This is a genomic window from Roseixanthobacter liquoris (assembly GCF_043195135.2).
In the GTDB taxonomy this organism is placed as follows: Bacteria; Pseudomonadota; Alphaproteobacteria; order Rhizobiales; family Xanthobacteraceae; genus NCEH01.
In genome coordinates this window covers 117,215-142,222 of record NZ_JBAFWP020000002.1, presented here as the reverse complement: position 1 = coordinate 142,222, position 25,008 = coordinate 117,215, and the positions used below count along the sequence as shown (strand labels likewise).

Annotated in this window: 28 protein-coding genes; 15 read left to right on the top strand and 13 right to left on the bottom strand. The window is 63.0% G+C overall.

Going from position 1 to position 25,008, the window contains the following annotated elements:
* Positions 1-150: 150 nt before the first annotated feature.
* Complete coding sequence (locus tag V5F84_RS22505; RefSeq protein WP_394044430.1) at positions 151-786, top strand: hypothetical protein; 636 nt, start codon at positions 151-153, stop codon at positions 784-786.
* Between the two features lie 125 nt (positions 787-911).
* On the opposite strand, the gene V5F84_RS22500 is transcribed toward V5F84_RS22505, so the two are convergent.
* The 6 genes from V5F84_RS22500 to V5F84_RS22475 all read right to left on the bottom strand — a co-directional run bounded on the left by V5F84_RS22500 (position 912) and on the right by V5F84_RS22475 (position 8,165).
* Complete coding sequence (locus V5F84_RS22500; protein ID WP_132034814.1) at positions 912-1,535, bottom strand: hypothetical protein; 624 nt, start codon at positions 1,533-1,535, stop codon at positions 912-914.
* 137 nt (positions 1,536-1,672) lie between these two features.
* The gene (locus V5F84_RS22495) at positions 1,673-2,689 is read right to left on the bottom strand and encodes an HNH endonuclease (RefSeq protein WP_132034812.1); all 1,017 of its coding nucleotides are present in this window, start codon (positions 2,687-2,689) and stop codon (positions 1,673-1,675) included.
* Positions 2,690-2,867: 178 nt separating this feature from the next.
* On the bottom strand, positions 2,868-5,168 hold the full coding sequence (locus V5F84_RS22490) for a S8 family peptidase (protein ID WP_394044433.1): 2,301 nt from the start codon (positions 5,166-5,168) through the stop codon (positions 2,868-2,870).
* A 133-nt stretch (positions 5,169-5,301) separates the two neighbouring features.
* A complete protein-coding gene (locus V5F84_RS22485) occupies positions 5,302-6,372 on the bottom strand; it encodes an AAA family ATPase (RefSeq protein ID WP_509277236.1) in 1,071 nt (356 codons plus the stop codon).
* Positions 6,373-6,523: 151 nt separating this feature from the next.
* Positions 6,524-7,216, bottom strand: coding sequence for an SMC-Scp complex subunit ScpB (gene scpB, locus V5F84_RS22480; protein WP_132034807.1), 693 nt, complete (start codon positions 7,214-7,216; stop codon positions 6,524-6,526).
* A gap of 1 nt (position 7,217) precedes the next feature.
* The gene (locus V5F84_RS22475; RefSeq protein ID WP_132034805.1) at positions 7,218-8,165 is read right to left on the bottom strand and encodes a DUF1403 family protein; all 948 of its coding nucleotides are present in this window, start codon (positions 8,163-8,165) and stop codon (positions 7,218-7,220) included.
* A 234-nt stretch (positions 8,166-8,399) separates the two neighbouring features.
* Between V5F84_RS22475 and V5F84_RS22470 the strand changes: the two genes are divergently transcribed.
* From V5F84_RS22470 to V5F84_RS22460, 3 genes are read left to right on the top strand one after another with little or no spacing between them, the layout of a single operon-like run.
* The gene (locus tag V5F84_RS22470) at positions 8,400-8,654 is read left to right on the top strand and encodes a type II toxin-antitoxin system Phd/YefM family antitoxin (protein ID WP_394044438.1); all 255 of its coding nucleotides are present in this window, start codon (positions 8,400-8,402) and stop codon (positions 8,652-8,654) included.
* Positions 8,654-9,058, top strand: coding sequence for a type II toxin-antitoxin system VapC family toxin (locus V5F84_RS22465; protein ID WP_394044440.1), 405 nt, complete (start codon positions 8,654-8,656; stop codon positions 9,056-9,058). Before V5F84_RS22470 ends, V5F84_RS22465 begins: the two co-directional genes overlap by 1 nt.
* The gene (locus V5F84_RS22460; protein WP_394044442.1) at positions 9,058-10,143 is read left to right on the top strand and encodes a site-specific integrase; all 1,086 of its coding nucleotides are present in this window, start codon (positions 9,058-9,060) and stop codon (positions 10,141-10,143) included. The genes V5F84_RS22465 and V5F84_RS22460 overlap by 1 nt, the downstream gene beginning before the upstream one ends.
* A 47-nt stretch (positions 10,144-10,190) precedes the next feature.
* Here the strand turns inward: V5F84_RS22460 and repC are convergent, their stop codons facing one another.
* From repC to V5F84_RS22425, 7 genes are all read right to left on the bottom strand, one after another.
* A complete protein-coding gene (gene repC / locus V5F84_RS22455) occupies positions 10,191-11,468 on the bottom strand; it encodes a plasmid replication protein RepC (protein WP_394044444.1) in 1,278 nt (425 codons plus the stop codon).
* 281 nt (positions 11,469-11,749) lie between these two features.
* Complete coding sequence (gene repB / locus V5F84_RS22450; protein WP_394044446.1) at positions 11,750-12,778, bottom strand: plasmid partitioning protein RepB; 1,029 nt, start codon at positions 12,776-12,778, stop codon at positions 11,750-11,752.
* A complete protein-coding gene (repA, locus tag V5F84_RS22445; RefSeq protein ID WP_394044448.1) occupies positions 12,778-13,992 on the bottom strand; it encodes a plasmid partitioning protein RepA in 1,215 nt (404 codons plus the stop codon). The genes repB and repA overlap by 1 nt, the downstream gene beginning before the upstream one ends.
* Before the next feature lie 496 nt (positions 13,993-14,488).
* The gene (locus tag V5F84_RS22440; protein ID WP_394044450.1) at positions 14,489-15,577 is read right to left on the bottom strand and encodes a hypothetical protein; all 1,089 of its coding nucleotides are present in this window, start codon (positions 15,575-15,577) and stop codon (positions 14,489-14,491) included.
* Positions 15,574-16,011 carry a type II toxin-antitoxin system VapC family toxin gene (locus V5F84_RS22435; RefSeq protein ID WP_394044452.1) on the bottom strand — a complete coding sequence of 146 codons (438 nt, stop codon included), beginning with the start codon at positions 16,009-16,011 and terminating at the stop codon, positions 15,574-15,576. Before V5F84_RS22435 ends, V5F84_RS22440 begins: the two co-directional genes overlap by 4 nt.
* The gene (locus V5F84_RS22430; RefSeq protein ID WP_298313925.1) at positions 16,008-16,286 is read right to left on the bottom strand and encodes a type II toxin-antitoxin system Phd/YefM family antitoxin; all 279 of its coding nucleotides are present in this window, start codon (positions 16,284-16,286) and stop codon (positions 16,008-16,010) included. The genes V5F84_RS22435 and V5F84_RS22430 overlap by 4 nt, the downstream gene beginning before the upstream one ends.
* A 371-nt stretch (positions 16,287-16,657) precedes the next feature.
* Positions 16,658-17,011 (bottom strand): MarR family transcriptional regulator, encoded by a 354-nt coding sequence (locus V5F84_RS22425; protein ID WP_394044454.1) that lies wholly within the window; start codon positions 17,009-17,011, stop codon positions 16,658-16,660.
* 89 nt (positions 17,012-17,100) lie between these two features.
* On the opposite strand from V5F84_RS22425, the gene V5F84_RS22420 reads away from it, so the two are divergent.
* From V5F84_RS22420 to virB9, 11 genes are read left to right on the top strand one after another with little or no spacing between them, the layout of a single operon-like run.
* Positions 17,101-17,616 carry a hypothetical protein gene (locus V5F84_RS22420; protein WP_394044456.1) on the top strand — a complete coding sequence of 172 codons (516 nt, stop codon included), beginning with the start codon at positions 17,101-17,103 and terminating at the stop codon, positions 17,614-17,616.
* 3 nt (positions 17,617-17,619) lie between these two features.
* A complete protein-coding gene (locus V5F84_RS22415; protein WP_394044458.1) occupies positions 17,620-18,282 on the top strand; it encodes a lytic transglycosylase domain-containing protein in 663 nt (220 codons plus the stop codon).
* 5 nt (positions 18,283-18,287) lie between these two features.
* Positions 18,288-18,590, top strand: coding sequence for a TrbC/VirB2 family protein (locus V5F84_RS22410; RefSeq protein ID WP_394044460.1), 303 nt, complete (start codon positions 18,288-18,290; stop codon positions 18,588-18,590).
* Between the two features lie 5 nt (positions 18,591-18,595).
* On the top strand, positions 18,596-18,934 hold the full coding sequence (locus tag V5F84_RS22405; protein ID WP_203193655.1) for a VirB3 family type IV secretion system protein: 339 nt from the start codon (positions 18,596-18,598) through the stop codon (positions 18,932-18,934).
* Positions 18,927-21,293 carry a VirB4 family type IV secretion/conjugal transfer ATPase gene (locus tag V5F84_RS22400; RefSeq protein WP_394044462.1) on the top strand — a complete coding sequence of 789 codons (2,367 nt, stop codon included), beginning with the start codon at positions 18,927-18,929 and terminating at the stop codon, positions 21,291-21,293. The genes V5F84_RS22405 and V5F84_RS22400 overlap by 8 nt, the downstream gene beginning before the upstream one ends.
* Positions 21,293-21,988: a P-type DNA transfer protein VirB5 gene (virB5, locus tag V5F84_RS22395; protein WP_394044464.1), complete on the top strand. Its 696-nt coding sequence runs from the start codon at positions 21,293-21,295 to the stop codon at positions 21,986-21,988. Before V5F84_RS22400 ends, virB5 begins: the two co-directional genes overlap by 1 nt.
* A complete protein-coding gene (locus V5F84_RS22390; protein WP_394044466.1) occupies positions 21,985-22,218 on the top strand; it encodes an EexN family lipoprotein in 234 nt (77 codons plus the stop codon). Before virB5 ends, V5F84_RS22390 begins: the two co-directional genes overlap by 4 nt.
* Before the next feature lie 3 nt (positions 22,219-22,221).
* Positions 22,222-23,154 carry a TrbL/VirB6 family protein gene (locus tag V5F84_RS22385; RefSeq protein ID WP_348935366.1) on the top strand — a complete coding sequence of 311 codons (933 nt, stop codon included), beginning with the start codon at positions 22,222-22,224 and terminating at the stop codon, positions 23,152-23,154.
* 39 nt (positions 23,155-23,193) lie between these two features.
* Positions 23,194-23,475 (top strand): hypothetical protein, encoded by a 282-nt coding sequence (locus V5F84_RS22380; RefSeq protein WP_394044469.1) that lies wholly within the window; start codon positions 23,194-23,196, stop codon positions 23,473-23,475.
* On the top strand, positions 23,475-24,146 hold the full coding sequence (locus V5F84_RS22375) for a VirB8 family type IV secretion system protein (protein WP_394044471.1): 672 nt from the start codon (positions 23,475-23,477) through the stop codon (positions 24,144-24,146). The genes V5F84_RS22380 and V5F84_RS22375 overlap by 1 nt, the downstream gene beginning before the upstream one ends.
* Positions 24,143-25,003 (top strand): P-type conjugative transfer protein VirB9, encoded by an 861-nt coding sequence (gene virB9 / locus V5F84_RS22370; RefSeq protein ID WP_394044473.1) that lies wholly within the window; start codon positions 24,143-24,145, stop codon positions 25,001-25,003. The genes V5F84_RS22375 and virB9 overlap by 4 nt, the downstream gene beginning before the upstream one ends.
* Positions 25,004-25,008: the final 5 nt, after the last annotated feature.

The following is a 25,008-nucleotide window of genomic DNA, read 5'->3' as shown; positions in this document are numbered from 1 at the left end:
TGAGCGAACCGCGTTCACGTCATGCCCGAGCGCTTCAATGCGCTGGTGAGGCTCAGGGTAAGCTGAACTGCCGTCAGATCACGCTCGGACGACGTGGTAGGATGTGGCGACTTGTCGTCCACACGCATGCGACGATTGGAATCTCGCGACATGAGTAATCTTCCGCCCAAAAGTCCCCGCTCTAAGCAACCTAAAGCCAGATCGGCCGCAGGCCGCAAAGTCATTCGACAAAACCTCTCAGACGGCGCCCGCATCTCCGAAGGAGTGCCGGATGCAATTAAGCTTGCCATGGCGGACGCGCTCATGGTGTTTTCAGAGATGGAGATGAGCGCCGAGCATTTCATTTGGGATGTGCTTGGACTCTCGGCTGACGATGGGAAGCTCGTCACGCAGATTGAGACAAAGGAAAAGATCGAACTCGCGAAAAAACTATCTCACCGCTATGGTTTGCCGCTCCATCGTCACGCGCGAACAACCGCGGACGCTTGGTCAGCGATACGCCTTGCGGTCGAAGCCAGAAACAAGATGGCTCATGGCATTTGGCGCATGATCGATGGCGAGACCCCTATCGTCGTATCGTACCGCATCCCAATTGAGGCTGGCCGCATCAACAGCGAACATTTTCCGCTTGATCGGATCGAGGCCGTTACCTCGGCCTGTCTACGAGCCAAGAAGCTCTTTGACGCGTTGTGTGCCCGCATAGCAACCGAAGGCAGGCCAAAACCACCCGTGCCGGCCCCGACACCCAACGACCCAGAATTCTCGAAAAGCGACGAATGGAGCTGAAGCGATATAGGCCCACCCCGCGGCGGAAATGAATGCCTGAGAAAATCCGAACCGGCCCATTCCCCTGCGCGCCCGACGCTTTCTTGAGAGTGGCTTAGATCAGCTCGTGAAATGTCGTACCGCACTCAACCGTAGTGCGGCTCTTTCACCGCCATGTGTAGCTTGTCGGCGCAGCCCCAGAACCGGGCGCAGGCGCCGGCGTAGCGTGACACGTCGCTTGGCCTCACCAGCAGAAGCTCGCTCTCCTCGGCGTTGGGCGGCAGCAGGTCCACATACCGAGAAGGTTCATAAGTCCAGCGATCGGGAGCATGCAAGCGTAAGTCTCTGACCGAAGGTCCGTCACCATGACGGTAAATATTGGCTACCAGGAACATTTCAATAAGGTTGAATCCAACAAGCCCGTCATCTAGGTCTATATTGCCAGTCCTAGCGCACAACGGTAGGTATTCCCGAAAGGGTTCTAATCCTGATTTGCGCCTTGCCATCGATACGCCCAAGCTGCGGCCCCAGAACCTGAGTTGCCGCTCGAACAGCGCCGCAAGCATCATGGTGAACGCCTTCGCCGCTTCGTTGGCTGTGTAGTTATCGACTATAGCCGCTGAGCGATCGAGAAGTTCGTCCATTGTTCCAGCCTCGCCGAATTGAAGCTCCGGATGTATTTGCAAAGCCTCAAGACTAGGGTGGATGAGACGTTTGAAGATTCGATCGATATTAGCTTGAAATATTCTCGGAACATTATCTTGTTGCATCGTGTTGACCCCAGCCTATTTACCAGAATTCAGACCCTCGCTCGAAATATTTCTACAAAATTGGTCGCGCGAGATCTCGGTCAGACGAGCATGAGTGAAGACTGGAGTGTCCTGGCAGAGCGTGGCAGGTCATTCTATCAGCCGGCATCTGGAGAAAGCGCCGGAACGGATCCCCCATCATGGGCCGCCCCCAGCGACGTTGCTCTGGTCGACAGGGATCTAAGTCGTAAACGTACGTGTTCCACCTTGTGGCATGTCGGGCATAGAAGCGTGAAGTCCGCGGTCGTTGTGTGCCGGGTCCCCTCCGCCAAGGGGTCATTGTGATGAACTTCCAGGAGGCTTCGCGGTTTGACACGGCTAGGGTCGAAAATCATCGCTGGGTCAAAAGCACAGGCGTCGCAACTGAGCCTTCCAGCACTTTGCCGCTCCCGGATGAACTGGTCCGCTTTCCAAGCGGCTCTCCGCCTAACTCGAATGCGGCGCTCCTCTGGCATTCCCTCTAAGGCACCCAGGTCCTGGTTGATGAACTTTTGAGTGCGCGCGTCGATCTGACTCCGCGCGGCGGCTGCAAAATCGTCCTCGATACCGATCCAAGCGCTCGCAGCTACAAGGGGTTCGATTTCCAAGTCGGCAATCAGCTGGCGCTCCTCATCGTTGAGGGCCCGAAGCGTAGCGGAAGAGTGTCGGTACAGGCGCCGGTATGCGATGTCGCCGAGCACGGCCTTCGCCTTTGGGCGCCCCTTGATCGCGTAGCTCTCGACGATTGGGAAGGCGACTGACCACCGATAACGCTTGCCATCCTGTGCCCACATATCCTGAATTCGCTTGTATTCCTCGTCACCTAGGATTGTTTCGAGCGGCCGGGCAGTCGCCCTAAGTTTATGTACAGCGATGAGCCGGCCCGCCAAATGTCCATGGGCTTCCCTCTCCGCCAGGTAGATAGGATCGTTCTGGTAGCCTGCGTTCGGTTCACTAAATTGCTCTGTGATGTACTCGATAACATAGCCCGCGCCATACTGCCGTTGGATCGTGCTTTGGCATTGATTTCTGGTTGCAAGATCACTGTCAGCAGGCGTGAAGCCGAGCCAAGATGTCCCGGCGAGCCAGTCAGCCTTGGAGGCGGTGACAGGAGCTGGAAGGTCTTTGATTTTCATCGGCCTTCTCACCCTAACCGAAGTTCGATTTAAGAACCTGCGCGTCGACCCCTGTTCTCGGCTTTGTCGTAGCCACCGAGGAGTTATTGTCGTTCAGCGCCGAGCTGACTTACCCTGCGCAAAATTAGGTCGCTCGCAACGCCCTTCTCCCGCTCCAAGGCCTCTTTTTTGCCCGTGTTCACCTAACCACCTGACGCAAAGCGTCTCGAACCCGATCACGTACTTCGTCGTAAATCTCTTCAACGCCCGGCATCGACAGCGTGATAGCGAGGCCGAACGGAACCGCATCATCTATTGCGGTGGCATCCGGCTCGCGCTGAACACGTAATGGCAGAGACATGCCGGATGCCACGATCGCAGCCTGATCGCCGCTCCAACACCGAGTGTAGACGGTTCCGCGATTAGTCTGGTTGCCATCGGGCTGGTTCCCGTGCGCCAGGACACCCAATTCACCGACCTCGGCAGGATCGAGGATCTTGAGCCGGACTGCGCGATACGCTTTGCGACCTGGGAGCACAGGCGTGAACCACGCAAGGGTAGCGGCAATAGAATGCGGCCGAGCCTTCCCACCGTACGCCGCCGGAATGGGTATCGATACGTCGACACCGCGCTCTCCACGCAGCGAACCTACCGCCCAGAACGTTGCTCTGTCACCAGTACATGCGACGGCATCTTCTGGATCGACCACACCATAGCCGAGGAACCGGCGAATATTGTCCTTCTGGCGCGACGCCTGTCCCCTCCCGGTTGGCCCGAGAAGCTCACGCACCAGCGCTGCCGTGTCCTCCGGCCAGCGCGCGGGATGCACCAGGAGTGCCTTGATGAGCACTGCCCTTGATACATTGGGCAACCGGAGAAAGTCTTCTCCGTATTCGCCCTCCAATGCGTCATGGATACGATGAGCTGTGCGAGACGCTATTGCGGTGGCCGCGCTCGTTCCATTCGTAAACGCTTCGGCATTCTCGAGACCTTGGCCGGCCGGCGGCGCGGCGACTCTAAGCCCCATCCCTCGTCCCGGGCGGCCTGGTGTGACAGTGATGGAGTCGCCGCTGCCGACAACACGGAGATGCTCGCGGCCACCTGGCATGAGGAAATCCGGCTTTACGGAATCGGCAAAGCCTGGACCCAGTGCGCTCGACGGATTGGCAGTGTCCAGTGCCGGGAATGGATCAACATTTGAGTGTGCGAAGTGCCGATCCCGCGTGGAAACCCAATCCCAGTTCCTGGCGCCAATTGTGAGACCGTTTACTGTCTCCGCAGGCGAAAGCAAACGGCGATCGCCAAACACTCCCGCAAGCGCATTGATCGTCCCGCGAGCTCGCTGCGTGGGATTGGCCTCTTCGAACTGCACGCTCGTCGAAAAAGCATGCATGGAAAACTCGTCGAGAACGTTCCCCGCACTAACTATGAAGAGGATGCCGAACCGGTAAGCCAGCCGATCGAGAAGGCGCGCCCACGGTGAGAGCTGACCATGGAATTGCCGACGTCTGTTACCGAGTGAGATGTTGACGATGATGACGTGGGGCGCCGAGGGCTCGGCGTTTCCACGCATCTGAAACACGGCCTGATAGATGAGGTCGACGATTAGCCGATCGGGAGGGAAGCCGTCTCCTGACCCAAGAACCGGGATGCAATGAACCCGCCGAGGCAGGGCGGGCTCTGGCCGATTGCGATCACCGTGTACGATCAGCGAGGTCATCGCCGTTCCATGCAGGCGTTGTGAAACCAGGGCATTCGCCTCGAGCCCGAACAGGTCCTCGATGATCAGGTGCCGCTGAAGCAAGGGATGCCCGGCCATCGGGACGCCATCGAGAACCGCAACGATGGGATCGGCCCCGACGTCCCTGCCTTGCGACGGCGTTTCGAGCGGTTGGTTGTCGACCAGATCGAGCAAGGACACCCGACTTTGCGGGCGTATGTACATAACGGGTTCGAGACCGGCTATGCTTGCCTGAGATCTCGCTGTGATTTCACGAACTGCACGGACGGGCAGGCGTGCCAGCACGGCATGGTATGCGATATCGTCCAATCGGGCTCGGCTGATAACCCTGCCGCCTTCGGCCTCGATGGCTTGGCTCAGAATTGCTTCACTTGTCACCCCGGAAGCCGTTTGAGGTCGAAAGATCAATTCGATTTCAAGCGGAATGACATCGTCATCGGATTTACCGAAGATCTCTTCGCTCAGAGTATCTCCGTCGGCTGGCTGTACCCGATCCTCAGGTCCCCATGGACGCAAGGCTCGAAGGCAAGCAAAAACATCTCGCCACGGCGTGAATCCATCGGGCATCTCGCGTCCAGCGCGCCAATTCCTCCATAGACTTTCAATATGTCGTAGAGCTCTGACGTCAGGAACCAGGAGATAAGCCACAGGTGACTTATCCTCGTCTTCCGGAAGCTCTTCCTCATCGACAAGTTCGAGACCGCGGACTTTATTGATGGCCTTCACGAAGGGCGCGATGCTTCCGCGGACTTCAAACACGAGCAGCCGCTCAGGCGCAAGTCCTGCGGGATCTGCCCTTAGCTCGAGGCCAGCCGGATCGCGAGCGAGGACCTCCGCCAATCGGCTGAATGTCGGCCCGAAGCGACTCTCCTGAACGTCGCTCGAGTAGGCCTCAGATCTCGGTGGCCGTGCCTGCCTTCCGAGGACTCTTGGCTGCGGCGCGCCTGGACGGAGTCGAAGGAGTGGTTTCGTCGGGTCGCTCGGCATCTGGCTCCTCTGGCTTCACACGAGAGGACCAGAGGTCAAGTTCAACGCGCAGGGCGTCATCAATGGAAAGCTCCCCCAAGCCCAATATTTGTCTTCTGCGGACATTTTGGCAGAAATCCAGCGCTTCTGCGTAACTTACACACCCGAGCTTGGCTGCCACCTTTTGCGAAGGGAGGCGCGGCTGCTCCGGCCAACGAGTTAGTATTCGGTCAAGGAACGCTTCGATTTGCTTCTTGTCCGGTGCAGGAAAGCCAAGACGGAGTTGGAACCGCCGCCACACTGCGCGATCCAAAAGCTCAGCATGGTTGGTAGCCGCAATAACGACCACATAGCTCGGCAATTGGTCGAGCTGCATCAGCAAGAATGAGACGACGCGCTTGATCTCGCCGGTCTCATGCGTGTCCCCACGTTCCTTCCCGATGGCATCGAACTCATCAAAAAACAGAACGCTTGGGCGTGTGCGGACATAATCGAACAGCCTTCTCAGGCGAGCGTTCGTCTCGCCCAGATAGCTACCAATGAGAGCGTCGTAGCGGACAACGAAGAATGGCAGTCCAAGTGCTTCCGCAACAGATTCAGCAAACGAGGTTTTGCCGTTTCCCGGTGGACCAGAGAGCAGCACGCGGTGACGAGGCTCATAGCCATGTGCTCTCAACACGTCGGCGCGGACATGCTCTTCGATGAGCTGTCTGCCGTTTTCCTGCACCGGCAGAGGCAGCAAGAGCTGGTTCATCTGAGCCCGCGGCTCGATCTCTAGAATCGCGTCCTTGCCGGGCCCTGCAAGATTTGCGGAGGCCGTGAGCGCCGGGGGCGTGACCGGAACGGCGGACATCGCCCTTTCGAGTCGGTCTGCAACGATATGATGATTTTGAGCCCGTTCTTCGGCCACCAGCGCCTCTGCCGTTGATCTCAGCATTTCCCGATCGCCGGTCGCGCCGGCGCGTACGAGGGAAACAAGAAGGTCGCTTCGTGCCATGATCGAAAAGGGCTTGCCGCGGGTGAGGCCTAGGGATCCGTCCGCCGAATCGTACACGGAAAGGTCAAAATTGTCCTCCGCCGGGCGATGATTTTCGGAGCGATCTAGACAATCCTCCAGCCAGCCGTAGCGCCGGTAGCTAGGCTCATCATCACTCCCCGAATACCTCTTCCGGATCGAGAGGCTCGCCTTCATCCCCGATCCCATCGCCACCTAGCGCCGGAAAATCCCCCGCCAGCAGCCGCTCTTTGCTGAGCAAGCCCGCATCCTCCAACGCTTCCATGTCCGGCAGGTCGCGCAGCGTGTCGAAGCCGAAGAAGCTGAGGAAGCCCTTCGTCGTCACGTAGGTGTACGGCGCGCCGGGCACCGGACTGCGCGGACCGGCAGCGATGAAGTCCAGGCCGCGCAGATGGCCGATGGTGTCGCGGCTGATCTCCTTGCCGAAGAACTGGCCAAGCTCGCCGCGGGTGATCGGCTGGAAGTAGGCGATGGCCAGGAGCACCAACTGCTCGGACTTCGACAGCGGCTTCGGATCGTTGGTGCCAAGGCCGGTGGCCACCTGGATCGCCTCCGCAAACCCCTTCTTGGTGCGATGCTGCCAGCCGCCGGCGACCGCCACCAACTCGTAGGGCCGGCCGCGCAGTTCGGCGCGGATGTCGTCGATGAGGAGGTCGATGCTGCAGTCGCGGCCAACGACGCGGGCGAGCACCTCGCGGGTCACCGGCGCGGGCGCGGCAAAGATCACCGCCTCGACCCGGCCCATCCATTCGCGCCAGCGCAGCTCCGGCGGCAGGTGCGCCAGCTCGGTGTCGAAGGGTTCGGGCGGGCGCGGGCGGCGGGCCATGTCAGAGCCCGTAGAGCTTGAAGCTGGATCGGCCGGACAGTTCGCGCACGGCGCCAAGCGTGACCAGGCGCTCGAACAGCCGGCGCGCCGCGAAGCGGGAGAGCGCGTCGGTCTGCAAGGTCCCGGGCACGACGTCGTCGTCGAGCAGCCGGCGCACCGCGTCGCCGGCGCCCTTGGCGCGTAGCTTCGGCACCACCGCGTCGAGGCCGGCGGCGCGCGGGGCGATCGAGGCGGCCAGCCGGCAGGCCCGGGTGGCGCCCTGCGCGACGGCGACACAGACGGTGACGTCGAGGCCGTCTCCCTGTGGCGAGAGGCCCCCTCCCCTCCCCGCCCGGCGGGGCCCGCCAGCCTCGGCCATCAGCAGCGGCACCGGCAGCGGCCAGCGCAGCCGGAGCGCCAGGACCTGGTCGGCCAGCCACCAGCCGAGCAGTTCCGCGCCAGGCTGCACTGCGGCCACAGCCCGGACGACCGCCGTCGCGGCGAGCGGCGCCGGCCGGCTGGTGGCCAGCAGGCGATCGATCTCATCCGGAAGAAAGGCCAGCCGATCATTCCAGGCAAGGCCGAGCAGCGCGCACACCGATTGGAGCGCCGCACTGTCCACCCCAGGTGAGCGCTCGGCCAGACGCCGCCACGCCGCCAGCAAGCGCCCGGCGGGCCCGGGATCGGCATCCGGCGGACGCAGATGCCAGGCGTCCCGGAGCATGCTTTCATCCTCCGCTCGACCCGCCTGACGCGCCGCCACGGCGGCGCAGGTCAGCGCCAGCCGGGCACGCCACGCGCCGGCCCAAGGCGGGTTCGCCCGCACCAGATTGTCCAAGGAATTCAAAGCTGCGCCGGCCAGGAAGGCTGCCTCAGGCAGGTCCGTCATCGGGCCGTGCGGCACCGCCCAGCCCGGCACGACCGGTACCGGCGATGGCGCTGCGGGCGCTGGAATCGGCGCGAGATCCATGCGCGAAGCCTAGCCGCGTTGTGCGCTTTTAGCTATCGTTATCCGCCTTATCCGCACGCCTTGTCTGAGAATAAGAACGTCCGATAATGTTGCATTATCGGACATTTCTCACCTTTATATAGAAGGGCGCCGCGGGTGCACCAAAACACCCCTCCCGGGGCACGGAAATCGGCGCATTGACGTGTCGGAGTCGGATCTTATATAGCTAGACAGTCTAGCTAGAAGGGTGTGCGCATGGATTGGCCGCTGCAGGATGCCAAGAACCAGTTCTCCAAGGTGGTGCAGAAAGCCCGTGCGGAAGGTCCGCAGGTCGTCACCCTGCGCGGCGAACGCGCAGCCGTCGTGCTCTCGGCCGCTGACTATGATGCTCTGCGGGCCGGCCGACCGACCCTGGTCGACGATTTGCTGTCAGGGCCGGCGTGGGACGATGCGCTCGTCGATACGGTGACACAGCGGGCCGTGCGCCCCAGCCGTGATGTGGCCTTCTGATGTACCTCGTGGACACCAACGTGGTCTCCGAGGCCCGGCGCGGCACGCCGGCAGCGGTCTCGTGGCTGCGCGCAATCGACCCGCTCAGCGTCCACCTCAGCGCCCTTACCCTCGGCGAGATCATGCGCGGCATCGCGCTGAAGCAGAAATCCGACCCGAAGACCGCTGGCCACCTCGCCGAGTGGCTGCGCAAGCTGCGCCATGATCATGCCGATCGGATCCTGCCGGTCAGCGACCAGATCGCCGTCGAGTGGGGGCGGATCGCCGCGCTTCGGCCTCGGGGCGATATCGATGGGCTGATCGCGGCGACGGCCATCGTCCACGACCTCATCGTCGTGACCCGCAACGTGGCGGATTTCGAGGACACCGGCGCGTCGGTGATCAATCCGTGGGATCCGGAATAATGACGGTCGAGACCGATCCGGAGCTGCGAGAGGGAGACCCGATCAATCCCCCCTCCCCTGCCCTCCCCGAACCGGTGAATCCGGTGCAATCCGCAGTGCCGGCGCATCTCGAGCGCCTCACCGAACGGGCGCGGACCTATGTCGAGGCGGCGAGCTCGGCGAACACCCGCAGGGCCTATGCCTCCGACTGGAAGCATTTTTCCGCCTGGTGCCGGCGGCAAGCTCTGGAGGTCCTCCCTCCCTCCCCCGAGGTCGTCGGGCTTTACATCACCGCCTGCGCGTCTGGCGCCGTCATCCCGGGCGACAAGCCGCACGCAGTCTCGACCATCGAGCGCCGGCTGTCGGCCATCTCCTGGAACTACACCCAGCGCGGCACGCCGCTCGACCGCAGCGATCGCCACATCGCCACCGTGCTCGCCGGCATCCGCAACACCCATGCCTCCCCTCCCCGGCAGAAGGAGGCCGTCCTTCCTGAAGACCTCGTCGCCATGCTGGAGACGCTCGACCGCGGCACGCTCCGCGGCCTACGCGACCGGGCCATGCTGCTGCTCGGCTTCGCCGGCGGCCTGCGGCGCTCCGAGGTCGTCGGGCTCGATGTCGGCCGGGATCACACCGAGGACGGCCGTGGCTGGGTCGAGGTCCTCGACAAGGGGCTTCTCGTCACGCTCCGTGGCAAGACCGGCTGGCGCGAAATCGAAGTTGGCCGCGGGTCCTCCGACGCCACCTGCCCCGTCGTGACGCTCGAGACCTGGCTCAAGCTCGCGAAGATCGGCCATGGCCCGCTGTTCCGCCGGGTGACCGGCCGGGGCAAGGACGTCGGACCCGACAGGCTCAACGACCGTCAGGTCGCTCGGCTGGTCAAGCGGACCGCGCTCGCCGCCGGCGTCCGCGGCGATCTCAGCGAAGGCGACCGGGAAGAAAAGTTCGCCGGCCATTCGCTGCGCGCCGGCCTCGCGTCGTCGGCCGAGATCGAGGAGCGCCATGTCCAGAAGCAGCTCGGCCATGCCTCGGCCGAAATGACCCGCCGTTATCAGCGCCGGCGCGACCGGTTCCGGGTGAACCTCACCAAAGCCGCCGGGCTGTAGACCCGGTTCCGGGGTTCCGCAGCCATCCATCCGCGCCGAGGGCCGCATCATGGCGTCTCGCCGGGGATCCGGCGACCAGGGCTCGCTGATCCCCGCACCGCACCGCCGCCCCCTGCCCCGTCGGCTTTCGCATCCAGCTTCGCACGCAGCAGCGCCATCACCATCGGCCAGGTCGAGAATTTCCCGTCCTGCGCTCGCTTCGTCAGGCTGCGCAGATAGCCCCCATGGCTCGATATGTGCTCGGCCCGCTGCAGGATCGCGGCGATGACCGTTGCCGCATGGGATTCACCCATGGCGGCGCAGGCGTCCTGATAGGCGCTCGGGCTGATCCCAAGGTAGCCCCGCGCCAGCTGCGCCGTCGCCAGGAGATCGCGCCAGCTTCGGATCTCACCTCCCGGCGCCAGCGCCACAATCTCCGGACAGGCTTCGAGGACGATTCCAAGTGGCAGATCCCGCTCTGGGAGCGGATGGACGTTGTCGGGAGCTACCGGATCCGCCTTCTCACTCTTCCGCAGGCCCTGTTCAGATTCATTTTTGGAGTCTGTGTTTGAATTCTGTTTGTGGCGCTCATTATGAGACTCATTGGCGTTTTGATTTTGTGATTTTACGAAGTTCTCCAGCACCTTATGCACAAGGGCGCGGAGCTCGTTTAGTTCAGCCAGAATGGCTTCAACCGTTGCCTTTGACGCCGACCGCGGCAGCCGTGCCATGAGGCCCTCATAGACCACGCGATATCCACGCCAGTCGCCAGGGACACCCTCCTCGATGCCGACGGCGATCATCTTCACAACGTCCCGCCGCGCGATCGTCAGCCGCTCGCGCAGGACCTGGAAGGCCTTCTTCTCCGCCTGGGTGGTCTCCGCCAGTCTTTTGAACTCATCCGCCCGGGCCACGATGGGCGCCAGGTCGAAGCCGTAGGCCTGCTCGATCTCACCCGCCGGTCCTTTGCGCGCGAAGCGCTTGCCGTTCGGGCTGTCTCTGCGAATGACCAGGCCGCAGTGCACAAGGATGGCGATATGCCTGCGGAGTGTCGCCGGCGCCATGCCGTTCGCGCGGTCGCTGAGCTGTGCATTGGACGGAAAGACGACGAGATCGCCATCTGCGCACATCGTCGTCTCCTGGTGGAACGACAGCAACGCGGTGAGGATCGCGAGCGCGCGGTCGGTCGCGCCGATTGCTTCCCTCGCCTCCCGGATATGCTGGAAGACCTTCCATTTGTGAACCACCACATCGGACGCGACGGCCTGAGCTGTCACTTGGCTGGCCAACAGGCCAAGCGACATCGACCGCCGCCCAAAGGGCGTCGTAGGTAGCTGCTGCGTCATGGTTCAGCCCTTCAGCTTTTTGGCAAAGCGAAAGCGCTCACCGAAACGGTGCCAATCTCCTGTCGGAGACTCTTGACTGTGATTCGCGGAAGTGAGATTCTCGGAGTTGCGACACTAACGAGAAGGGCTTCCGGGACACCTGTTTCGGGGGCCTTTCTTTTTACCTCATGCTTCCTCTTCAGTTGTTGCGCCTAACAGCGGCGTCGGCCGAGGCCTCCGCCATTTCCAGTGGTCCCGTCCAACCTTGTCAGCTGACAAGGTTTTAGCGCGCGACCCTGAAATCACTCATCGCCCTCTCGGGCGAAAAACCGCTCCATCAGGCCCGGCAGCTCCTCCTCCAGGAAGGCGCCAAATGCCTGCGCATGGCCACTCGAGACCGAAAACTTGATGTCACCCGCCGAGAACGTCGCCTTGCCGACCACCTTTCCCTTGGGGCTTTTGAGTTCGAGCTCGGAGCGCGCGCGCTCTACCGGTGCCTTGACTGCTGCCAACGCGCTCTTGAACCGCTCGTCCGACGGCAGATCCAAAACCTTGTCAGCTGACAAGGTTTTTCGGATGCGCGCGAGCGCGGCCTTGTCTTCCTCAACCGCGGACGCCAAGGCAATCCAGCGCGGGCGCCCCACCTTGGGCGCCCGCCCGATTGCCTCGATCACATCTGTTGGAAGCACCTTCGTGACTGCCCGAAGCCGGGCAAGCTCGGGGTCATCAATTGAAAGCGCCGCGCGAATATCCCGGGCCTTGATCCCCGCCTGATCCATGCGCCACGCAAAAAGCGAGCGCTCGATCCAGGAAAGATCCTGGCGGGCCGCATTCTCGATGCCCTGGGCGACAACCAGCTCGCTATCCGACAGATCGAGAATTGTCGCTTTGACTTTGATGCCCAATTCCGACGCTGCGCGCCAACGCCGGTGCCCGTAAACGACTTGATAGCGCCCCTCCGCACTCGGATGGCGCCGCACCTGAATGGGAACCTTCTGGCCTTCCTCCGATATCAGCGCCTTCAGCGATTCAAAATCCGCGCTGCTGTCATCGGGCAATCGATCCGGGAAAGGGGAGGGGTCAATCAGCACCGGGTCCAGCTCGGCGCCACCGCCCGCATCCACCATCGCGCGAAGCCGATCACGCTCTTCTCTCAGCTCCGAGAGCGAACGCTGTGTCGCCCCGATCACACCCGCACCCACGCGCGGCAACGGCTGGGGAGCCGAGGGCCTGCTCCCGTCTCCGGGCCTGTCGGAGCCGCCATCAGGCGCCGGATCGGAAAAAGCGCCGAAATTCTGCAGGATCGACTTCCCTGTGGGGCGCTTGCTCATCACGTCCGTCCCCAGCTGCTCTTGATGAGGTCCAGGATCTGATCGTTGACGGCATCAATCGATTCACGAGCACGCTTGACCGTCGACGCCGCGATGTTCCCCGCCTCCAGCTCATAGAGCGTGCGCTTCGCGAGCCCCGCTGTCTCGATCGCAGCACTCTCGACCGCGGTCGAGGTCAGCACGTCCTCTTCAAAAAGATGCCGAAGCATCGAGACAACGTGGACCTGCGACTGATCCATCGGATCATGGCGCGTCACCACATAGCGCAGGAAGTCCTGCTTCATGGTCGCGCCGGCGTCACGGATGACGGAGATCAGATCCCCCATCATCAGCAGGAACTGGCTCATGGACATCACGTCGAGCATGGCCGGATGGACGGTGACGAGGAGACCTGTCGACGCGTAGATGGCACCGAGGGTCAGGAATCCGAGGGAAGGGGGGGTGTCGAGAACGACGACGTCGTAGTTGTCCTCGACCTCCGCCAGCGCGAGACGCAAACGTTCGAAGAAAATGCTCTCCGTGTCCGCCTGCCGCTTCGACAGAAAGCGCGGCGTCTCATGCTCATACTCCATGACTTCGATATTGCCGGGAATGAGATCGATCCCGGTGAAGTAGGTCGGCCGGATAATGTCGGCGATCGGCCGGCGATGTTCGTCGTAGCGAAGCGCCGCATAGATCGTCTCGTTCTGCTGAACATCCATCTCGGGCTGCGCGCCGAACATCGCAGAAAGCGATGCCTGAGGATCCAGATCAATCGCCAGAACCCGATAGCCGTGAAGGGCAAGATAGTGGGCGAGGTGTGCGCTGGTGGTCGTCTTCGCGCTACCGCCCTTAAAATTGGCAACAGCCAGGATTTGCAGGTGTTCGCCCTCGCGGCGGTGTGGCAAAAACCGTAATGCCTCGCCGGGTCGCTGGGACGCAAACAGCTCGCGGAGCTCATTGATTTGCGCGAGCGTATAGGCCCGATGGTTGTTATCGAGCCGGGCCGGCACCGGCCCCTTGCCCTCATTCGACATCAGCTTGAGAGTCGATTCCGGGATCGAAGTCAGCTTCGACACCTCATGAATCATGAAGTTCCGGAGGCTCTTCTGAGCATCCGGCGGATACATCTGCTGCCTGCGAGCCTGCAGGTGTTCCGAGAGCAGGCCGGCGTGACGAACAATCTTGTCCGCTGGATCCTCTGCCTCAATGATGGTCATGGCTGGTGCAGCCATTGTCGCTCCGGCTCCTATTTGTCGGCCCCGATGCGCTTTAGCGCCCTGTGCCCGACAAAAGGTAGGCCACGATTCTGCCGCGTCGTCCAGAGGTTTAGTATTAACAAGTACTTAATATGGCCAGGGTTCAATCCCGTCCGGAATGCTTACTCCGCGCAGCATCCATTAATGGCTCCAGCCACTTAGCCCCTGGCGTGCCGCCCGCATCTGCGGCCATTGTAATGGCGGGAAAATGCCGGATCCAGGTCTTCGCCACCGTCTCCCCGACACCTTCACGAAGCCTGCGGCCGCCGAGTCCGAGTCGTGGTCAGGAGCATGTGCGCCCGATGGCAGTCTCACAGAACTCCGGCGTTCCGTCCGACGTCGCCGTTGACGGGAGGTCTCACGCACCTCCATTACCAGGATCATGGGATAGCGCGCCGAACCAGAGGGCGATGAGTTTCCCGTCGGAGACCGCCGTGCGCGAGGTGCTTTCGTGCATTCGCCCGGTAGCTCTTCAGAACCCATACAATTGATCCACCCATCGAAGCAAAACGCCGGCGTCGTGATCGGGAAGACGTACACGCTGGGCTTTCAAGGCCCGGGCGATGGCGTGACCAACATCGGGGTCGACCCAATTGCCGTGGATCATCAGGAAGAACCATCCGAACGGAAACCCGACTTCACGGTCGATCGCCTCGATGCGGTCCATCAGGATGTGCACGGATGCGCCCTCCGTCGCGGTCAGGCGCTCGCGTGGCATGCGGAGCGGCCGCGGAATGAAACCGATCTCGCGTTGCCCCCGATACTCGTAATCACGCACGTCCAGCGCCCAGTGGGCGAATACGCGCGACCTCGCAGCGCTGGACGCTTCCCAGTCTTTAAAGAACCGCACCTCGCGCGGCATGTGATCGAACCAATCCGGCACCGCCGAAAGAAACGGCGTCTCCCGGATGCCGTCCGGCCCGACCTCATGGATGACCCGCTGCTCCATCTCCGGGCGGCGCGCCTCGCGGGTAGCCCGCTCATGGCGCGCGCAGCGCATGAGGAAACTGCGGACGTGAATTACTGCACCGCCGGCGCGTCCGAGCACGCGGTAGACGGAACCTGCGATCCGGCTGGCTGGGGAGGGGGCTTCACGCGAAATCCAGGACGGCTCCAGAAGCTCCTCCGCGCGCGAGGGAGGCCACTGCGGATCGACGATCGGAGCGACCCGCCACTCCGTCTCACGGCCAAGCGAAATCTGCACATAGTCGGCCGGCCCGGAACCTGTCGGCGCGAACACAACCGCGCTGGTGCCGCGCCATTCAGTAATCTGCAGCTCTGTCTCCTTTAGACGGCGCCACAGCGCTCCGATGTCGCCACGCTCCCTGGCGACCTCTGCCGTCATCCACGATTGCAGCTCGCCGATCCGAGTGCCGTCCGGCTGGATGACGCTGCGGGCGTCGCGCCAATAGTCATCATCGATCTGGGCGAGACTGAATTCGAACCCCGGGAACGCACGGGTGAGGGCAGGGATCAGCGCCAAGTCGGCCGACGCCGGATCAAGCCCAGCCAGCACGGTTTCGAGCGATGCGACGTCGGGTATACGAACAGAGGCCGTCATTTCGATTGGCCGCCATCGGTCCAGGGGTTGAAAAGCGACACCCCGAGCGGCGCAAAGTCCTTAGTGTTGCGGGTGGCCAGCACGAGGTCGCGGTCGAGCGCCGTGGCGGCGAAAAACCCGTCCATCACGGAGAGCGCAAAGCCGCTCATGCGGGCCTCCGCCATCAAATCTCCCCAGCGTCCGGCAATCGCGGGGTCAATAGGCAGGATACGACCAGCGAAGCGCTCTGGGAGATCCTGTGCAAGCCAATCGGAGAGCGCGGTGCGCCGACGGCCGTCGTCCATCAATGCGATCCCACGCTTGAGTTCAGCGATCGAGGCTACACTTATGTAGGTCCGGTCCTCGTCGATCGCATCGAGCCAGGCGAGAACCCGGGGGTCGGGCGCCGGTCGCCGGACCTCCGACAAAACATTGGTGTCGAGCAGAACATTCACAGGTCGAGGTCGCGCGGCTGATTACGGACGCGCTCGAGATCGAGATCGACGTCTCGCAGCGGTGATGCAAGCAGGAACTCGGCCAGCGTGCCCTTGCGCGCCGTCTTGCGGGACCATTCCTCCGCCGAAACGACAACGACGCTCGGCTTGCCGTGCCGCGTAATGACCTGGGGGTCGCGTTGCGCCCGCTCGATGACCTCGGACAGACGCGCTTTGGCATCGGCGACCGTCCAGCTCTCCGATTGATCGGGTGCGGACTTTCTGGGCGTTGCCATGAGATCCCCCACAATGACCATAATGACTAACATAACTATATATGGCCGGCATGGGTTTTTCAACGTGCAATCAAATGCGGGCGCCGAGACAGGAGCCCCGTTCCCCCGGAAGATTCCGGACGCGCGCCGAGAAGCACCAACCTGCCATCCGACCCTCGGGCTCTGCTCGAAGCGGGAACGGAAGGGGAGGGGAGGGGCCCAACAGGCGCCCTCCGGTCCGGACGACCCTTGGTCTCGCCCGCCAAGAGCTGCCTACGTGCGATTCGGCCTGATCGCGGGGCACTGACCGAACTCGACCAGAGGTGCCATACTATCACAAATGCGATAGTTTGAGACGGCACCGGCTCTCGGCCGCCGCGTGGCCCGGCCCATCAACCACCCTGTAGGTTGCGGAGCCTCTTGAAGATATCGGGCGCAATCTTGAATTCGCGCGCCTGCCCACGCCCCATCGAGTTTTTCACCATCGTCTCCGTCAAGATCTTACGGATAACGAGCTGATCAATCGTCTCAGTGACGCCGCCGCGTGTTAGCGACGTCAACTCAATTATATTCGTTAGCGTCAGGCGTTGATTGCCCTGGTGCATATAATACAGGACGCTCATCATTCCGATTTGCTTGAGCCGCGACTGAGGGGTCTCGTCGTCGAGTGGGTTGTCGAGGATCAGCCGCAGGATAAGTGCCGAGAACGAGAGGCTGTGCCATTCGGCGTCGAGTGCTCTTGGCATCGGCTTAACTGATCTGTATATGATAGTTAACCCGGCATGAGATTGCGGCCGCCAAGCCTTTCCGGGATCGTTTCGGGAGGGTGGTGGGCATGATTTCCCCTACTGCTAGGGCGCTTTTCTGCGCATTCGTATTGCTGTCATCCTACTGCATTTCCAGCAGTAAAGCGCGCGCGGACGATTGGGGCTGCCAGGTTCTTCTCTGCCTTTCGAATCCAGGCGGTCCCATGCAGTTCGCCGAATGCGTTCCTCCCGTTCAGAGGCTTTGGAACGAACTCGCCAGAGGACGCCCCTTTCCCACCTGCAGTGGAGTCGGATTCCAGGCCTCCAGGCCTGGATACGAACCGTACTCTTGCGAGGCTGGCTATCGCCTGACCGCCCGGTTGGGACCCCAGGGGCAAGAAGCGGCCTGCGTGTCGGGTTCCCGCCAAGCCGTCGACAGCAGCCAGTGCGCGGGAAGCGCCAGCAATGGAAAGCCTCGTTGGGTCTCCGTCGGCGGGCAGAGCCAGTGCATGGCCTATGTGACGATGCCCCCAACGCTGCGTCCGCAACCCTATTTCGTCGATGTGACGATCGATGGACTCGGGACGCAGCGGGTGTGGTTCTAGCCTATGCCCGTTGCATTCGCAGACCTTGCGCAGACATGCGCACCGACCGTTCAGGTCGAGACCCTCGCCGCGGTCGTGAGCCTCGAAAGCGGCTTCTCGCCGTTTGCCATCCGCATCAATAGCGGCGCGCCCCTGCACGACCCGCCGAAGAGCAAGGCGGAGGCGATCGAGGTTGCCAGCACGCTGATCGCGGAACGACAGGACGTCGATCTCGGCCTTGGCGGCATCAATGCCGATGATCTCGGTCGCCTCACGCTCACCGTTGCCGATGCGTTCGATCCCTGCCTGAACCTCAAGGCGACCGCCCGATTGCTCGACCGCTACTACCGGGCGGCCATCGGCGGCGGTGCCCGCCCAGCCGAGGCGGCCACCGTCATGCTGCAAGCCTATTACGGCCGCGGCGACGCCTCCCTCGGCGAGATGGTCGGCCACGACAAGCAGGTGCGTGCCGAGGCGAAACGCCTCGCGCCGACACTGGCTTCGCTGACGATCGACCCGGTCGGCACGTCCGCCACAAAAGATCGCGTGGGGGAGGGGGCCGCGGCGGCGCCTCCGGCTGCCACGCCACACGTTTCCCGGCGCGAGGCAAAACCGGCGCCCTGGGATGTCTTTGCGACAGGGCGGACGTCTTCCGCCCTCGTCTTCCAGAACGAACAATCGGAGTGAGCCGAATGAGTGAAAGAGTGCGCGTTCGCCCGGTTGCAGCCATCATGCTGATGGCGGCCCTCTTCGCGATTGGGATGGCCGAGCCGGCATTTGCCCAGGCGTCCGGCGGTATCGAGACCGTCCTTCAGAACATCGTCACCCTGCTCACGGGCAACGTCGCCAAGCTCCTCGCGACGATCGCCGTGATCGTCGTCGGCATCGCCTGGATGTTCGGCTATCTCGACCTGCGCAAGGCCGCCTACGTGGTGCTGGGGATTGGCATCATCTTCGGCGCCGCCGAGCTCGTCAGCACGATCTCCGGCGGCTGACGGTCATGGCGCAGACGGTGCCCCTCGAAGAAGACACGCTGTTCCTTGCCTGCACGCGGCCGGCGATGGTCGCGGGCGTGACCATGGAGGCCATGGGCATCAACGTCATCCTGACGACGCTGCTCTACATCCTCGCGGGCTCGATCGCCTACGCCCTGGTCGGCATCGTGTTCCACCTCATCTTCAAGGCCCTGGTGAAGCACGACCACAACATGTTCCGCGTGCTGCTGGCGTGGGTCGAGACCCGCGGCCGCTCACGCAACGGGGGCTTCTGGGCCGGCACAACGCTGACGCCCCTCAAGCTCGTGAGGCGCTACAACGAAAAGGACCTCGGCCTTGCCTAGCGTCGCCACCGTCAAAGCCCGCGAGCTCGAGCCCGAAACCTTCATTCCGTATGTCCGCCACATGGACGAGACGACGATCGCGCTCGATTCCCGAGCGCTGATGGTCATGATCGCCCTTGACGGCGTGTCGTTCGAGACCGCCGATCCGCTCGACCTCAACGGTCTTCACCGCGACCTCAACACCCTCTACCGCAATCTCGCCGACGAACGCCTTGCGCTGTGGACCCACATCATCCGCCGCCGTGACAACGACTATCCCGATGGAGCGTTCGCCAATCCCTTCTCCGCGACCCTGAACGCAAAATATCGCGCCCGCATGGTGGAGGAGGACCTGTTTCGCAACGACCTCTATCTGACCCTGCTCTGGTATCCAACCCGCGATCCCTCCGAGAAGCTGGCGAAGCTCCTATCCCGCCTTCGCCGAGCCCGCCGGGCCGGACGGGAGCTCGACGAAGAGGCGCTCAAGCTGCTGCGCGACAAGGTTACCGATGTGACCGCAGGCCTCAAGCGTTTCCAGCCCCGCGTGCTTTCTCTCTACGAGCATGATGGCCTGCTGTTTTCCGAGCCGAGCGAGGTCCTGCACCAGATCATCGGAGGTCGGCGGGAGCGGGTGCCCCTCACGGAGGGGCGGGTTTCTTCTGCGATCTATTCCGACCGCGTCATCATCGGGCGTGAGACGGTGGAGATCCGCCACGAGGCCGAGACCCGCTATGCGGGTGTGTTCAGCTTCAAGGAATATCCCGCGCGGACGAGGCCCGGCATGCTCGCCGGCATCCTCACCACGCCGTTCGAGCTTATCCTGACGCAGTCCTTCGCGTTCGCCTCGAAGGCCGATGCCCGGACCATCCTGGGGCGCAAGCAGAACCAGATGGTGAGCGCCGGCGACAAGGCGAACTCGCAGCTCGAAGAACTCGATGGCGCGTTGGATGATCTGGAATCCAACCGCTTCGTGCTGGGCGAGCACCACCTCACGCTGTCCGTCTTCGCCACGTCGGTGAAGGACCTCACCGACAATCTGGCGAAGGCACGCTCTCACCTGACCAACGGCGGGGCCGTCGTGGCGCGCGAGGATCTCGGCCTCGAGGCCGCCTGGTGGGCGCAGCTGCCGGGCAACTTCCGCTACCGGGCTCGCTCCGGCGCGATCACGTCGCGCAACTTCGCTGCGCTGTCACCCTTTCATTCCTATCCCGTGGGCAGGAAGGACGGCAACGAGTGGGGCCCGGCCGTCGCAATGCTCAAGACGGCGTCGGGCTCGCCCTTCTATTTCAACTTCCACCACGGGGACCTCGGCAACACCTTCGTGTGCGGCCCCTCGGGATCGGGCAAGACCGTCATCCTGAACTTCATGCTCTCGCAGCTCGAGAAGCATGATCCGCACATGGTGTTCTTCGACAAGGACCGTGGCGCCGACCTCTTCGTACGGGCCGCCGGCGGCACATATCTGCCGCTGAAGAACGGCACGCCGACCGGCTGCGCGCCCCTGAAGGGGCTTGAGCTCACACCTGAGAACAAGGTGTTCCTGGCGCAATGGATCGCCAAGCTCGTGGGCGCGAAGTCCCGCGAGCTATCCGTAACAGACCTGCGCGACATTGCCGGCGCCGTCGACGGCCTCGCGGATCTTCCGGTCCAACGCCGCACCATCGGCGCGCTGCGTACCTTCCTCAACAACACCGACCCGGAGGGCATTGCCGCTCGGCTACGGCGGTGGGAAAGGGGAGGGCCACTGGGTTGGGTCTTCGACAATGAGACCGACGACATCGGCATCGGTGCCAAGTTCCTCGGCTACGACATGACGGACTTCCTCGATAATGAGGAGATCCGCACGCCGCTCATGTCCTACCTGTTCCACCGGGTCGAGCAGCTGATCGACGGCCGCCGCATCATCATCGTCATCGACGAGTTCTGGAAAGCCCTGCTCGACGAGGGCTTTCGCGACCTCGCCCAGAACAAGCTCAAGACGATCCGGAAGCAGGGCGGCCTCATGCTGTTCGCGACGCAGAGCCCACGGGATGCGATCGCTTCCCCGATCGCCCACACGATCATCGAGCAGTGCCCGACGCAAATCTTCACGCCGAATCCGCGCGGCAATCACGCCGATTATGTGGACGGCTTCAAGCTTACCGAGCGGGAATATCAGCTCATCGCGCGCGAGCTGTCCCCTGAGAGCCGTCGCTTCATCGTCAAGCAGGGGCACAACAGCGTCGTCGCCGAGCTGAACCTCACCGGCTTCGATGATGAACTCGCCGTCCTCTCCGGACGCACCGCCAATGTCGAGCTTGCGGATGCGATCCGCGCCGAAGTCAGCACCGGCCACGCGGACTGGCTTGCCCTGTTCCACCAAAGAAGGAGTGCAGGCTGATGTCCACACGCACCATGCTGCTGGCGGCCGCGGCCGCACTTCTCATCTCCGCCGGCGCGGCCCAGGCGCAGGGCATCCCCGTGATCGATCAGGCAGCCCTTGCCAAGCAGCTGGAGAGCATCGCGCAGCTCAAATCTCAGCTCGACACCTTGAACAAGCAGCTCCAGCAGGCGCAACAGCTCTATGGCTCGTTGAACAAGCTGACGAACATGGCAGACGTCGCGAGCGTGCTCAACGATCCCTCGATCCGCAAGGCGCTCCCCCAGGATTTCAATGCGATCGAAAGCCTGCTGAGCGGTGCGGGCTCGGGCGCCTTCGGGGATTCCGCCTCGAAGTTCCTGCAGGCCAATTCCACCTATCAGACCAGCGCCAACGACTTCTACGCCCAGGAGCTGTCGCGGATCCAGAACAAGAACGCCGGCCAGATGAGCCTTGGCCAGCAGATTTACGATGCCGCCACGAAGCGGATCGACGGAATCGATCAGCTCCGGCAGCAGATCTCGTCGGCCGGCACCTCGAAGGACGTGGCCGACCTGCAGGCCCGGCTCCAGGCGGAAGCGGCCTTCCTTCAGATCGATGTGGTGCGCATGCAGGGCCTGCGCATGGTGCAGCAGGCCCAGGCCCAGGTGGACGACCAGCGCAAGGCCGAGGACTGGCGCCGGCGCGTCGATACGATGAGGGCGGCGCTGCCATGAGGATGATCGTGGCCCTGTTCCTGATGCTTCCTCTTGCCGGGTGTTTTGAGCCGGGGGAGGGGACCCGCACCGTCAGTGATTACCTCGGCGACGATGCCCTGCGCGCCGCGCAGCTGGCGAAGTGCCGGGAGAATCCGGGCACGCTCGCCGAGACGCCGAACTGCAAGAATGCGACCGAAGCCGACGGCAAGGCCCGTCTCCAGCGGATGAACAAGGCGCTCGGAGGGTAGGGCATGTATCAGGTCTTCTCTTTCCTCGACGACCAGTTCAAGGCCCCGCTCGAGAACTTCATCAGCTCGGGGACTTCGGGCATCGCCTCCTGGGTGACGGGGCCGCTGACCGTCGCCCTGACGCTCTACGTTGTCATCTACGGCTTCCTCGTTCTGCGCGGCTCCATCCCCGAGCCCATCATGGAGTTTGCCTTCCGGGCGATGAAGCTCGCCATCATCCTGATGCTCGTGCAGAACGCGTCCAACTATCAGACCTATGTCACGAAGGTGTTCTTCGAGGACCTGCCCACCGAGATCTCCGGGGCTCTCAACACGGGGTCAGCGCCGAGTGCCTCGGCTTTCGACTCCCTCCTCGACAAGGGCCAGAAATCAGCGAACGACATCTGGGCGAAAGGGTCTTGGCCCGTCGACGTCCTGACCGGCGCGGCCGGGCTGGTGGTGATCGTCATGACCTTCATCGTCGCGGCGATCGGCTACGTGGTGTCGCTTTATGCGCGCGTCGCGCTCGCGATCGTCCTGGCCATAGGTCCGATCTTCGTCGCGCTGGCCATGTTCCAGTCAACCCGCCGGTTCACCGAGGCGTGGATCGGCCAGATGGCGAACTTCGTCATCCTGCAGGTCCTCGTCATCGCAGTCGGATCGCTGCTGGTGACCTGCCTCGATGCCACCTTCGCGACCATGGACTCCTATGCCGACGTGCTGATGCGTCCGATCGCGCTCGGCGCCATCGCGCTCGCCTCGCTGTACGTTTTCTACCAGCTCCCTGGCATCGCGTCCGCGCTCGCGGCGGGCGGAGCTTCGCTGACCTATGGCTACGGCGCCGCCCGCGATGCGCATGACAGCACAGTCGCCCGGAGCACAAGACGCGCTGCACGCGCCATCGGCCGCGGCATCCGCACCGCGGGCGGCAACGCCCGATCGGGCGGAGCAAGCTGACGCGAATTGCCGAGATCAGAATTCAAACCCAGGTGGTGCATGTTGCGTGTGTTCGTATTGCTTGGCGTGGCGTCTGTCCTCAGCGGATGCGCATCGCTGTCCTACCCCTTGCCGAAATGCGACGGCTACGCCCGCCGGCCGCTCAACCGGGCCATGTGGCAGTGGGAGGAGAGCGGCAGCCCCAAACGCCAATCCGAGGCCGTGCCCGCAGCCGCAGGCGGCGCCACAGCATTCACCGAAGAGGCATCGCCGTCGTCGGCTGGGCCATTCGCGCATCTCGACATCGCCCATTCGTATCGATCTTGCGCGGGGCAGGGGTGATGGTGACGAACGATAGCCTCAAGAGCTACTTCGACAAGGCACGGCGCTTCGACCAGGATCGCTTGATCAGGGCGGAGCGCTCGGTGCGGATCGCCTGGTTCGTGGCAATCGTCGCAAGCATTCTCGCGGCCATGGCGATCGCCGCCGTCGCGGGCCTGACGCCGCTGAAGACGGTGCAGCCCTTTGTCGTCCGGGTCGATAACTCCACGGGTATCGTCGATGTGGTCTCAGCGCTGACCTCGACCGCCGGAACCTATGACGAGGCCGTCACCAAATACTTTGCGGCGCGATACGTTCGGGCGCGGGAGAGCTATGTCTGGAGCGAGGCGGAAGAGAATTTCCGAACCGTTTCCCTACTGTCCACCCAGGCGGAGCAGCAGCGCTTCGCCGCGCTCTATCGCGGGAGCAATCCGGAATCGCCGCAGAACATCTATGGGCGCAACGCCACCGCCCGGATCAGCATCGTCTCGATCTCGCTGATCAATCCGCATGTGGTGTCCGTCCGCTACATCCGCACGGTCACCCGCGGGGAGGATGTGCGCACCACCCACTGGGTGGCGACGCTGACCTTCGCCTATGTCAACGCGCCCATGTCCTCGACGGATCGCCTGGTCAATCCCCTCGGGTTCGTCGTGAGCGAATACCGGGCCGATCCGGAGGCCATCAATTGAAGCGCGTCGCCCTCATTTCCGTCGTGGCCTGGGCCTGCCTTGTCACATCCGCGCATGCACTGGAGACGCCCGCCAGCGCGCCCCAGGACAACCGCGTCCGCTTCGTCGATTACGAGCCCTACAACATCACGAAGATCGTCGGCTCGCTGCGCTCGTCGGTTCAGGTCGAGTTCGCGTCGGACGAGGAGATCGCCCATGTGGCGCTCGGCAATACTGTGGCCTGGGAGGTGGCCCCCGCCGGAAACATCCTGTTCCTGAAGCCGCGAGAAAACCAGCCGGTGACGAACATCTCGGTGGTGACGACGCGGCGCGATGGGTCGACCCGCAGCTATCAGATGGAGCTCACCGTACGCGATGGCTCGGTCGCCTCGGGCCAGCCCACCTACTTCTATGTGAAGTTCCGCTATCCGGCCGACGAGACGGAGCGCAGGCGCCAGGAAGCAGCTGCGCGGGCGCAGGCAGCCCAGGCCGGCTATGCCGATAAGGTGCTCACCTTCCACGAGCAATATGGCCCGCGAAACTGGCGCTATTCGGCTCAGGGCTCGGCCGCCCTCGAGCCCGAAGCGGTCTACGACAACGGCAAGCTCACGACCTTTGCCTTCACCGGCAATCAGGAGATGCCGGCGATCTACATGGAGAACTCGGACGGGACCGAGAGTCTCGTGCCGAAATCGGTCGAGGGCGGCCTGGTGCTCGTTCAGGCCATCAGCCGCAAGTTCATCCTGCGACGCGGCGGTGATGTGCTCTGCATCTTCAACGAGGCCTATGACCAGGTCGGGATCAACCCGGGCACCAATACGACATCTCCCTCGGTCGAGCGGGTCGTGAAGCCACAAGCGGCGCCCAGGGCGCAATAGGGGCG